The organism is Paenibacillus dendritiformis (genome assembly GCF_015845845.1).
In the GTDB taxonomy this organism is placed as follows: Bacteria; Bacillota; Bacilli; order Paenibacillales; family Paenibacillaceae; genus Paenibacillus_B; species Paenibacillus_B dendritiformis_C.
Genome location: NZ_LDIG01000118.1, coordinates 1 through 11,335 on the forward strand (window position 1 = coordinate 1; position 11,335 = coordinate 11,335).

9 protein-coding genes and 3 pseudogenes are annotated in these 11,335 nt (G+C 51.5%); 3 read left to right on the forward strand and 9 right to left on the reverse strand.

Going from position 1 to position 11,335, the window contains the following annotated elements; translation table 11 throughout:
- A pseudogene (locus ABD76_RS10155) lies at nt 1-476 on the reverse strand (transposase); the annotation flags it as partial.
- 560 nt (nt 477-1,036) lie between these two features.
- Nucleotides 1,037-1,747 carry an alanyl-tRNA editing protein gene (locus ABD76_RS10160; protein ID WP_197256565.1) on the reverse strand — a complete coding sequence of 237 codons (711 nt, stop codon included), beginning with the start codon at nt 1,745-1,747 and terminating at the stop codon, nt 1,037-1,039.
- A gap of 428 nt (nt 1,748-2,175) precedes the next feature.
- On the opposite strand from ABD76_RS10160, the gene ABD76_RS10165 reads away from it, so the two are divergent.
- Entirely contained in the window at nt 2,176-3,393 is a 1,218-nt protein-coding gene (locus ABD76_RS10165) for a cytochrome P450 family protein (RefSeq protein WP_197256567.1), read from the forward strand.
- Between the two features lie 133 nt (nt 3,394-3,526).
- On the opposite strand, the gene ABD76_RS10170 is transcribed toward ABD76_RS10165, so the two are convergent.
- On the reverse strand, nt 3,527-4,285 hold the full coding sequence (locus ABD76_RS10170; RefSeq protein WP_197256569.1) for an ABC transporter permease: 759 nt from the start codon (nt 4,283-4,285) through the stop codon (nt 3,527-3,529).
- A 381-nt stretch (nt 4,286-4,666) separates the two neighbouring features.
- Between ABD76_RS10170 and ABD76_RS10175 the strand changes: the two genes are divergently transcribed.
- Nucleotides 4,667-5,326 carry a DUF6060 domain-containing protein gene (locus ABD76_RS10175; protein WP_197256571.1) on the forward strand — a complete coding sequence of 220 codons (660 nt, stop codon included), beginning with the start codon at nt 4,667-4,669 and terminating at the stop codon, nt 5,324-5,326.
- A gap of 321 nt (nt 5,327-5,647) precedes the next feature.
- Here the strand turns inward: ABD76_RS10175 and ABD76_RS29465 are convergent.
- The 6 genes and pseudogenes from ABD76_RS29465 to vanG all read right to left on the reverse strand — a co-directional run.
- Nucleotides 5,648-6,375 (reverse strand): annotated as a pseudogene (locus ABD76_RS29465) (transposase); the annotation flags it as partial.
- Nucleotides 6,376-6,863: 488 nt separating this feature from the next.
- The gene (locus tag ABD76_RS10190) at nt 6,864-7,256 is read right to left on the reverse strand and encodes a GIY-YIG nuclease family protein (protein WP_197256577.1); all 393 of its coding nucleotides are present in this window, start codon (nt 7,254-7,256) and stop codon (nt 6,864-6,866) included.
- A gap of 43 nt (nt 7,257-7,299) precedes the next feature.
- Complete coding sequence (locus ABD76_RS10195; RefSeq protein WP_197256579.1) at nt 7,300-7,779, reverse strand: DUF6530 family protein; 480 nt, start codon at nt 7,777-7,779, stop codon at nt 7,300-7,302.
- 396 nt (nt 7,780-8,175) lie between these two features.
- The gene (locus ABD76_RS10200) at nt 8,176-8,931 is read right to left on the reverse strand and encodes an acyltransferase family protein (RefSeq protein WP_206765601.1); all 756 of its coding nucleotides are present in this window, start codon (nt 8,929-8,931) and stop codon (nt 8,176-8,178) included.
- A gap of 34 nt (nt 8,932-8,965) precedes the next feature.
- The gene (locus ABD76_RS10205; RefSeq protein ID WP_338125096.1) at nt 8,966-9,715 is read right to left on the reverse strand and encodes a D-alanyl-D-alanine carboxypeptidase family protein; all 750 of its coding nucleotides are present in this window, start codon (nt 9,713-9,715) and stop codon (nt 8,966-8,968) included.
- Nucleotides 9,716-9,815: 100 nt separating this feature from the next.
- Nucleotides 9,816-10,879, reverse strand: a pseudogene (gene vanG / locus ABD76_RS10210) (D-alanine--D-serine ligase VanG).
- Between the two features lie 160 nt (nt 10,880-11,039).
- Here vanG and ABD76_RS10215 point away from each other — a divergent pair.
- A partial coding sequence (locus ABD76_RS10215; RefSeq protein WP_197253959.1) for a transposase occupies nt 11,040-11,335 on the forward strand: 296 nt, incomplete at its 3' end.

Sequence of the window (11,335 nt, forward strand, 5' to 3'; positions counted from 1 at the left end):
TCCATGGATAAAAGGATGCCACCGTTTTGTTCCGTCGTTTCGGCGAGGACCTTGCGGACATGATCATTGAGACTGGCGGCCAAAAGAACTTGATACCGTTCATACAGATTTTGCGAATGACGTTCACTGGTTTTAATTCCGCGTTCATTCAAGGCCTCTGTCAATTCTTTGACCGTCAGATGGTGCTTGAATCGTAGCTCACCAACCAGAGCCAGCACATCGTAGCCGTAGGACGAATGTTTCATGCTAAGCATTTCCGCTTCGGCTGATTTATACGAGACTTCTGGATGGGTGCATGCTGGATTTTTACAGGCGTACGCCATGCTCCATACGTCGATAACCCCTTTCAGCGTAGAAATTTTCTTATGCCAAGCCGTATGGGAACGTCGTAATTTCGTTTCACAATGCGGACAGTGAGTCATTTCAGTTCGGAAATAAATTCGGGGTGCAGCACCCAACCGATTTTTAGGAAGCATATAAGGAACTCCTTTGCAAAGTCATCCTTTTATACTTCGACAAAATACAGGAAAATCCTGTTAGATAATCTTGCTGTCGTAGTTTTTTTTCGCTTAGCGGAGTATTGCCTTCCAGCTTTTTGACACTGTCGGCCTTCCCGATTTCTGCATTTCGTGGCTCAATCACTTTCAGGCCTACATCCTATCTGTCTACGCTTAAACGAACCTGTTACCATGTTCGCTCCAAGACTCGTTATTGGTGGCGTGGTTAGTGCCTTTCCAAGCAGGGTTCACACCTGCTACCTCACTCGACCTATGCTTGGTCGCTCCAAAAATGCAGGATTTTCCTCAAAGCCGCTTAACGCTCCTTGGACTCCTGCAAATATACATCAATTTCAACCCGTTACGGCTCCAATTCGGCCGCAACAGCCGAATTCCTGCAGCCTCGCAGGAATTGCAAAGAATTCCCCCTTTATTGCAATAAAAAACTGTAATTTTGCAGGATTTCCACGCTGCCATGAACCTCAAAAGAATGGCGGCCTGGCTCTGGAAGGCCGGTCGTCCAACTGATCATAGCCGGCCTATACCGCCCTTACCTCCAAGCGCTTATTGTTTTTTCCTTTGCTTTTGATATCGGTAATCTCCACCCCGCCAATTTCTCCGGTGCTTCGGACATGAGTGCCCCCGCAGGCTTGCTCGTCGATCGATTCGATAGCTACGAGACGGACGGCGCGGACAGAGGGCGGCAGCAGACTGACTACCGTCTTAATCATGCCGGGAATAATCTCCGCCTCTTCCCTGCTGACGGTCCGGTAAGAGATCGGGAAATCCGCCGCAATGATGCGATTCGCTTCCATCACGATCTCGTCCCGCTGCTCCGGCGTCAGGTCCTGAAGCTGGTTGAAGTCGATGCGCGCCCGATCAGGGTAAATCTGATTGCCCGTACACAAAGCGCCGTATTTTTGGTAAACCACTGCGCCAAGCACATGCAGCAGGGTGTGATGGCGCATCAGCCCCAAGCGGCGCTCCCAATTCACTTGCACGCGGACCGGCCCAAGCTTCAAGTCCGCTCCGTTCCTCACATAATGAACAATGCGGCCGCCCTCCCGCTTTACGCCGTAGACCTCGAACGTCCGCCCATCCTGCTCCAGTATGCCGGTGTCATGCTCCTGCCCTCCTCCTGCGGGATACAGCACGGTCTGATCCAGGATGATCTTGTCCTCCGCCGCTTCCAGCACAGCCGCCTCGCATTCCTGCAGATAACCATCTTCCAGAAACAATTCTTTCGTCAATGATAATCTCTCCTTCTTTTTTAGACGTTATTAGACCAACCACTTCAATAGAATGGCAGAAAAACAGCTCACGACGAAGCGAACCGTTCTCCTGGAGCCGAGCGAAATCCGGCAAATCCATTCCTAGTAGTTATATTACTGATTACTATAATTTCGATTGCCCGGGAAGTCAAGTATTTCCATATGAATGTTCCGTTATCAACGTTCGCAACCCTAGGAAATTCATTGATCAAAATAAACTCCAACCCCGCGCGCAACTTTCCATCCGGAAGGTTACCGCCGCCCTGGATTCATCATTTCCCCAATCGGCTGGGCGCACAAAAAGAAATATATATACGTTATGGCATATTCAACAATTTCTAGTTGTAATTATTAAGTATGGCATACCTGTCCGGTAACCATGAACTATGAATGAAGGAGGCGCTCGAATGGCCACAAGCCCAACCATCCCGACGGTCAATCCTTTTTCATCCGATTTTAAAGATCATGCTTATGCGCTGTATGAGAAGCTCAGAGAACATGATCCGCTTCACCGAATTATTCTGCCCAACGGCAGAACAGCCTGGATCGTGACCCGCTATAAGGACGCCGTAGCCGCCCTGAAAGCCGATCATTTGAAGAAAAATCTGTTCCAATTCGTCACGCCCGATGAAATGGGGCTCCCGCCCTCACAAATGGACCTGATGACCAGACATATGCTCAATTCGGATCCGCCGGATCATACCCGCCTCCGCGGCCTCGTGCAAAAGGCATTTACCCCTCGCATGATTGAGAGGTTAAAGGACCGTATTCAGGGCATAGCGGATGGGCTGCTGGATCAAATGGAGGATCAGGCCTCCATGGAGCTGATTCAAGATTATGCCTATCCGCTTCCGATTATTGTCATAAGCGAGATGCTCGGGCTGCCCAGCGAAGAGAGGGATCAGTTCCGCCAATGGTCCCATGCGCTCGTTTCGGCCATCAATGTGCCGGAGAAATATCAGCGAATCGGATCGGAGATAGACGCTTTTACGGACTATATCACGGCCCTGATCGGGCAGCGCCGGCGAGATCCGAAGGAAGATCTGTTATCCTTGTTGGTGCAAGCGGAATCCGAAGGGGACTCCTTGTCGGAAAAGGAACTGATATCGACGATTCTCCTGCTGATCATAGCCGGCCATGAAACGACCGTAAACCTGATTGGCAATGGCATATTCACGTTATTGACTCATCCGGACGAGCTGGATACGCTGCGGAACACCCCTTCCTTAATGGATTCCGCCATCGAAGAACTGCTCCGGTTCATGGGCCCGGTCGAATTCGCGACGAACCGCTGGATCGGAGAAGACTATGAGTGGAACGGCAAGCTCATCTCGAAGGGGGACATGGTGCTTGTCGCGCTTGCCTCGGCCAACCGCGATCCCGAGTTCTTCAAGCAGCCGGATCGGCTGAACTTGTCCCGGGAGCGGAACCATCATATCGCGTTCGGAATGGGTATCCATCATTGCCTGGGAGCTCCCCTCGCCCGCCTGGAAGGACGGATTGCGATCAGCACGCTGCTGCGCCGCCGGAGCGGCATGAAGCTGGCCGTGCCGCCCGAGCGGCTCGAATGGCAGCCCACTTATCTGATGCGCGGATTCGCCTCCTTGCCGCTGCAATTCCAGTAACGGCGTGAACGCCGAACACGCGGCTTGTTGAAGCGAAGCCCTTATCTGCGGCATGCCGCCTCCTGCTCCATCCATTGTGGCGCCGGAGGCTTGGGCATGCGCAATGCTGGGCCGATACTTCCCCCTGCGGTCCTTAAGCCGTTCCATCTACCCTGCCACATCCCTTCTCGTAAAGACAAGCCATGAGATAAGATGGAATCCGGCGAACCGATACCGAGAACAGCATCGTCATATCGGGCCGAATCGGCGTACCGTTCACATGCTGGCTCAAATTGACGTTGGCGAACAGCAAATATTTCACCCATTCATATTTGCTCAGCATGCTGACGATCGAATTGCCCAGAAGTATGAACAGCAGCGAGAAGGCGATCGCCATCGACGAGCTGCGAAAAGCCGCCGAGATCATGAACGCCATCGTCACATACATAATCAATTCAACGGCTTTCAGGCCGTAAAGCTGAATCACGGACCATAGCATGGACCCTTCCCGAACTGTCCCGCTCGGATCGACCGTAAGGGCCGGACGGGATAAGTCCCCGAATCCTTCCAACAAGCCGCCCAGCGCAAAAGAAAGCGTGAAATTGAACACAAGCAAGGCGAATGCAAACAGGATAGTCGATATATATTTGCTGAACAAAATTTTGGTGCGGGACGCCGGACCGGCAAGCAGCAGCTTGATGGTTCCCCATGAAAATTCGGCGGCAAGCATATCGGCGGACACAATGACCGTGAGAAGCGTAATCAGGACGAGCAGGTTGGCCGAGACATTGACCACGCTCCACAACGTAATCTCATAAGGATTCATATCATGTTCAAGATAGTACTGGTTCAGGATGAGCGCCTTTTCGAGCCGAAGCTTTATCTCGGGGTCTGTGTCAGGCTGGCTATGCATTCGCAATTAGCTACAAATCTGTTTCTAAAGAATAGACAAGCATGCAAAGAGAAAGGATGCCCCGAATAGGGTATCCTTTTATTTTGTATCACGCTTGAAAATCCAATAAAGATATCATCCTAAATACACTCAATATTACTAACAATTGTCATATACAAATTAACGTGTTATTCTTTTTTAGTGAAAGCATCTTTAGTATAGCATCCAACTAAAATACACGGAGGTACTGAGATGTTTAAGAAAAGAGCAATAATGTTGTTTTTTGTCGGAATTTTATCAGTCACAACAGTGTTTTCGGTTTTTGCTCTGCCAAAGTAGAGTTTTGCTGCAACAGCCGATGCCCTTTCTACTTTGACTCAAGCCTCGAATGATGATTATGGCTTGAAGATCACTTATGAGAATGGAGAAAAGGTTCTGATTGATGAAAAGGAAAATGTAAGATATTACGAAGCATTTAAGGCTGATGGTACACCAGTGCCACTGGAAAAGTATATGGAAAATCTAAAGAAAGCCCGCATTTTAGCCGCACAGATATCTTCTGAAAATAGCCTTTACAATAACAACGATAACAAAGAAATTGTCACTCCATTAAATGTTGTGGACATGTCAAGTTACACCGAAAAGCAAAAATGGTCTGAATTAATGACTCCTCGCAGAGCTAGTGCAAATGTTAATTGCACTGGCTCAGCTCAACCTTGCCCGATTTCAAAAGGGGAAGCGATCACATCTACTGTAACTTGGAGCGCAGGATTAACGGGAGGAGATAAATCATACATTAAAGCAAATACTTCTTTCTCATGGTCAGAGTCATCTTCCTCAAGTCTTACTTATACTCTTTATGTAAAAGTAAATAAAACAGGTTATTTAACTTTTGCCCCTAGATATAATTTTACCAAAGGGGATATTACTTATATGGGATGTTATCCAGTGACAGGGTGCCAAAAAATGGGCGAGAAAAAAGATGTATGGGCAGGCGTCCCTGCAACAGTAGGTTCAAGTGGTCATACTGACGGAGAGTTTGCAATAGCATATGTGAACTAACTTGATAATATAGGATTGAGCAAATGCTCGATCCTATATTAATTTCATTCAATAGGGGGTGGAAAGAAGTTGCCTTTAGTAATTATTTTATTTGGTGTTTTTCTTATGGCATTAAGCGGATTAGAAAAAATTATTATCTATTTGAATTTTGCCGAGCAGACTGTAAAAAATATGGACACTTTGCTTAGTCTGGTTCCAAGTTATATTTGGTCAATTACTAACTACACATTCATTGGTGGCTTGTTCATGATAGTTTTGGCAGTTATAATAATTTGCAAAAATAAATATGCTCTTAGAAACAAATAAGCACGTTATTGCACAGACGTAGCAGTCCGTAATCACATTGTATCTATGATCTACGGTGCGGTGATCTAAATAATGAAAGCCTTCCGGTTTTCCATCCCGATTCAGGGTTCCGCTATCCGGATCTGTCAAGCTAACTTTTTGTTCCTTGGTTTCGGCCTCCTCTTTGGGAGGCAGAGGCTTTTTTCCAAAAGCGACACGTTCCTCATTCACGGCTTGCTCCAGCTCTTGGAGAAATTCGTATGGCGTACAAGTCACTTCTCGTTTCTCGTACCGCCCGTTGTTGGCATTTGCCTTGATATGCGTGGTAAAGAGCAGCCGGCCTCCCACCATGTTGTGCTGAATGGCCTGCTGAACGATGTTGTCGAAGATATCTTGGAAGACGGTAGTATCCTTAAACCGATTTTTCCGGTTCCAGCTAAAGATCGAATGGTCAGGCGCTTTGCCGGAAAGTCCGAGCGCCGTAAGAACCACCGAAATGCAAGAGAATCGTTGACGACTCGCTCCAGTTCTCGCTCCGAGCGAATGCTATACAAGTAACCGATGAGCAGCATTTTAAAGAACACACTGGGATCCACAGATGGTCGGCCGTTCGACTCGCTCTAGTAAGGGCGCACAAGGTCCAAAATAAAGGTAAAATCAATATATTTATCGATATGGCGAAGCAAATGATCAGGATCAACCATATGCTCAAGACAAACCAATTCATAGTCCGGTTGTGGGTTAGGATCATTCGTGTAAAGCATGAAAACACCGCGCTTTCAATGGAATATGATAAGAATATATACCAATTTAACGCAGTGAATGGGTGATTAATATAGACTTTCTCAACACTCTGAAAATAGCAGGAATTCCCTCAAGCCCGATTAATGCTGCTTAGAGTCCAGCAAAATTACATCAATTTCTGCTCGTTCCAACTCCCATTCCGCGAAAACTCGCAAATTCCTACATCTGTGCAGGAATTCTGGAAAATACCCCCTCCAACGCGATAAATTACTGTAATTTTGCAGGATTAGCTGTACACCTGGCTTTATACAGGCCTTTCACCTGGCTCTATACCTAGCCTAACACCACGCTATACCCCACGCTTTCACTTGACCCGCCAGCATCCGCCAGGCACGGCAGCGCAAGCGGCGGCTTCTCTTCCATCGGAGCAGCGCCTTGTCGGCCGGCCGCCCCTCTCCATGCGTTCCCCCGGACAGCAAAAAACCGGCCTTTCGGCCGGTTGCTGCGCTTAAGGCTTGCGCTTCGGTTTATTATACCCCTTATCGCCAAACGGCTGCAGCTTCTCGATCCACAGCTCCAGCAGCGCGTCCACCTCGTCCCGGTATTTTTTCAACTCGGAACGGTCGGCGACGCTCTCTTCCCGCGGCTTGATCCGATCAAGCTCCTCGAATACGAAGCAGTCCCCGCCGTACAGCTCCCAATCCTGCTTCAGCTCCGGAATGTTGTTCAACTTCGTCTGCTTCATGAAATCGAGCCGGTTTTTGGCTCCATTTAGATCCATCGTGCCGTCCACGAGAATTTTTCCGTTCTTCACATTGCGAATCTGGTAGACGCCCATCGGCCGGAACGATGTCTGGTAGGCCGAGGCCAGCTCTTTCTTTCTCTGCTTATCCAGTGCCATGGCGGCTCCTCCTTTCTCACGCGGCGCGGATGCTTTATCCGTATCAATACCCCATTTCCTTCAACAGGGCGGACAATGTCCGCAGCCGCTCGCCATTCAGCTCGTCATCGTCGCTAAGCGCCTGGCTGAACAGCTTGATATCTTCCTTAATCTTCTCGTTGCCGGTGCATACCGCCACCGTCATCGCATCTCCTTGCAATCCGATGCGGTCCAGCACCGGATTCTCCGGATCGTACAAGTCCTCATAACGATACGCTTCGCGAAAATGAACCATGCTCCGGCAGACGAGAATCGCCAGGTCGAGCACGCGGTGAAGCGGCAGCTCCTCCGACTGTCTGGACCATTTCTCGCCGGTATAGCGCCATACCTTGGCCGAGATATCGACCTTGCCGCGGTCATTCCATTGGGCCAAGCCCAGGGAGAGCCCCTTCGCGTCGGAATGGCCGGAATAACGTCCGTCCACATTCTCGTAATTTTCCGAGACAATGACAGGCTTGTGCTTTAGATTTGTAGGAATTTTCATCTTCTATATCCTCCATCCGATCTGAACTAAATCGAAATAAGTTATTTACTAGATTACTAAATTACTAACTCACATGACTAATCATAGCTCGCCTCTCCCCGAAAGTCAAGACATCACAAAAAGGACGCGCCCGGACCACCGTTCGCCTTCGCGATCGGCAGCACCGGCACGCGTCCCGCAACGAGATCGGCATGCTGCTTGCTCTATGTCGTTGGTACTGGCGCCCTTCCACCAGCGCTGCGCCCGCTTGGCCGCTCCATTCGTCGGTGGATCACCGCTCCTTGCTCAACGTTAACCTTGCCCCACTCGCCTAGCTCCTCATCGAAATCACGGAATCGGACTTGAATCTGATGATGCGAGATGCCCGATCGGCCTCTTGGGCCAGCTTGCCCTTCGTCATGCTGCCGCACCTCTCGAATCTGCGCTCCACGGTCTCTTTTCCCATAACGCCAGGACGGGCCTCGGCATGCCGTAAGCATGCAGCGCCATCCCCTCCAGGAACAGGAGGGCCAGCGACAGCAGCAGAAGGCCGGCGCCCACCGCGGCGGAGCGAAGACGAACAGAGCGTGCCGCCGTCCACGCGCCTATCGCAATATATAACGGCGCGAAAAAGATGCCGTTGCGCGTGTAATCGAACCAGGTGAACATCCCGGCATACGCGGCGCGGAGGACCGGAAGCTGCTCCGTTACGCCGTAATAGCTGTCTCCCAGCAGACCGGCGATGTACAATAATCCGGCCGCGGCCAGCATCCACTGCAACGGCAGCGTCCGGTATAAAAAGTAAGTAATATACGTCCCGAGCATCACTGCAGGCAGATACCATAAATGATAGAACGTGCCGTTGAACACAAGATCCCGAAGGAAGGACAAGAAATCGAAGTCCTCCGCAAAGTATCCCGCATACCCGTTCAAAGGCAAATAAAGCATGATGGACACCGCATACAGCAGCCCGATTCTGCGAATGAAGCGATGCAGGAGGCCCTGATCCCGAACCTTCTCCCCCGTCAGCCTGCGGAACAGCAAAAACCCCGATGCGATAAAGAAAAACGGCACAGCCACGTGCGCCGCAATGCCGGTCAGCATAAAATCGGCATAGGAGCTAAGCGACATCAACGGGCCGGTATGAATGGCAATGACCAGCAGGGCGGCCACGATTTAGAAGCGGTCGAGCCCGCCAAAATGAACGTTAGCCGTCACGGCGCGCACCGCCTTTACGGTGAAGCACGGTCACGATGAAGCCGTCCTGATTATTGCCGGACAAGCGGTAGGGTACGCCGTGAACGACAGGTATCGTCGTTAGCCCATATGCAGCCGCCGGAACATAATACACTTCATCCACCCCATCCCGGCCCTGGATGATCAGATGCGGCCCTTCACAGGTGAATTGCTTCACAACATCGATATATTCCTCCAGACACAGCCCGTTCTGCGCCATAATCTGCGAATGCGGGAAGCCGACATTGCGAAAATGCCACGGCTCGCAACCGATCCCGGTGATCGGCTCCTTGCCTTCCTCGTATCTCTGAATAAAGCCGTAATCGGCGGCAAGGCGCTTGAAGTCCCGGCAGACGCCGCGATCGGGAAACGACGGACAGAGATAGTCGATCGTATCGGCATATTCGCCGACATCCACCGCGAGTCCGGTCTGATGCGCGCTCTCGTTCGGGCGCGCGACATAGCTCGCCGTGAAGGCGGCGCCGTGGTCCCGCAGCGAGGCCGCATAGATGCGCGCTTGCGCTTCCTTCGATCGGTAGCCGCTGACGGCCACGATGCGCCCTGCGGCACGGCATGCCTGAAGCAGTTGGTTCAACTGGCGCAAGCACGTCTGCTCCAGCCGAATCTCCTGCTCCTCGCAATGGCGCGCCGCCGGAATCTGCTGCACCGGAAGCAGCTCCTCCGGCGCCGGCGGACGCTTCACCGGATGGTCACGGTTCACGAGCACCACATGTCCCGGTGAATCCGCTCCCGGCCGACGGCAATTTCGGTGTATTTTCCCATGAGCGATCTGCCGCTGGCGGCATACATCCTGACTTGGCTCATGCGCTCCGCTCCTCCGCAAGGGCGAGCTGAATCAACCGGTCCAGGATGTCCGGGAAAGACAGGCCGATCCCGCGCAGCATATTCGGGTACCGGCTGGCTGACGTGAAGCCGGGCATCGTGTTCACCTCATTGAACACGATCCTCCCTTCATTCGTCAGGAACAGGTCGACGCGGGCCAGCCCGCGGCAGCCGAGCGTTCGATAGATGGCCAGCGCCGCTGCTTTGACCCTCGCCGCGGTCTCGGAATCGATACGGGCAGGCATATGAATGGCAGATGTCTCAAGCGTATATTTTTTATGATAATTGAAAAATCCGTCCCGAAGCTCAATCTCATCGACCTCTCCCACGATCGGATCGGCATCGCCCAGCACGGCGCATCCCACCTCGAAGCCGTTCACCTGCCGCTCGATTACGATCTTATGGTCATGGGAAAAAGCGAGCATCGCGCCATCCATCAGTTCTTGCTTATTGCAAGCCTTCGTCATGCCCAGGGACGATCCGGATCGGGCCGGCTTCACATACAGCGGGAATCCCAGTCTTGCCGCGGCGTCCACCGCCTTGTCCAGAGCGGTTCGTCATCATAAATCGTAACGGATTCCGCCGTCTCGATGCCGGCCGCGCGCACTAACGTATGCGCGATCGCCTTGTCCATGCCGATGGCCGACGACAGCGAGCCGCAGCCGACGAACGGAATACCCGACAGCTCCAGCAGCCCCTGGACGGTTCCATCCTCCCCGTTCTTGCCATGAAGGACAGGGAAGACGGCATCGACGGGAGTCACATGATACTCGGTGCCGATCAGCGCGAGTAGTCCCCCGGCGTCCCGGCTTGGCGAGAGACAGGCGGGCAAGCAGGCGGGATGGGCGTGCCAGCGATCCAGTCGGATATCCTCGGTGCTGCCGTGATATTTCAGCCACTTTCCCTCGCGCGTAATGCCGACCATGACGATATGATAGCGATTCCGGTCCAAATGATCGATGACCGACGCGGCCGATTTCAAGGATACCTCATATTCGGTGGAGCAGCCGCCGAACAAGACGGCAATCGACTTCTTTTTCATCAATAACAAGCCTCCATGAAGTAGTTTTCTGCTATGCTTCATCGTAGCCTGTTTATCTTGTTTATCTTTAAAAGTCCGGTGAAAAAGTCCGCTTAAACAGGTCTTTCCCACGGTTTTGTCGAATTTGTACTGTAACAAATAATCGAGAGAGTGATTGAACATGAAAGCCTATAAGTCATCGGCTGTCCAGCCTCAGATGTTTCAATTCGTGGATATGGATGAACTCGTGCCGAAAAAGCACATCCTGCGTCAAATCAACGAGGCGCTTGATTTATCCATCGTCCATGATTGGGTAGCGCCGCTATATACGGAACGCACCGGTCGCCCGGCGGCTGACCCGGAGCGAATGGTTCGACTGATGCTGCTTTCGTATTTGTTCAACCACTCCGAACGGGAATTGTATCAACTGCTGCCCATGCATGCGGGCTATTTGTGGTTTTGCGGACTGGATTTCGA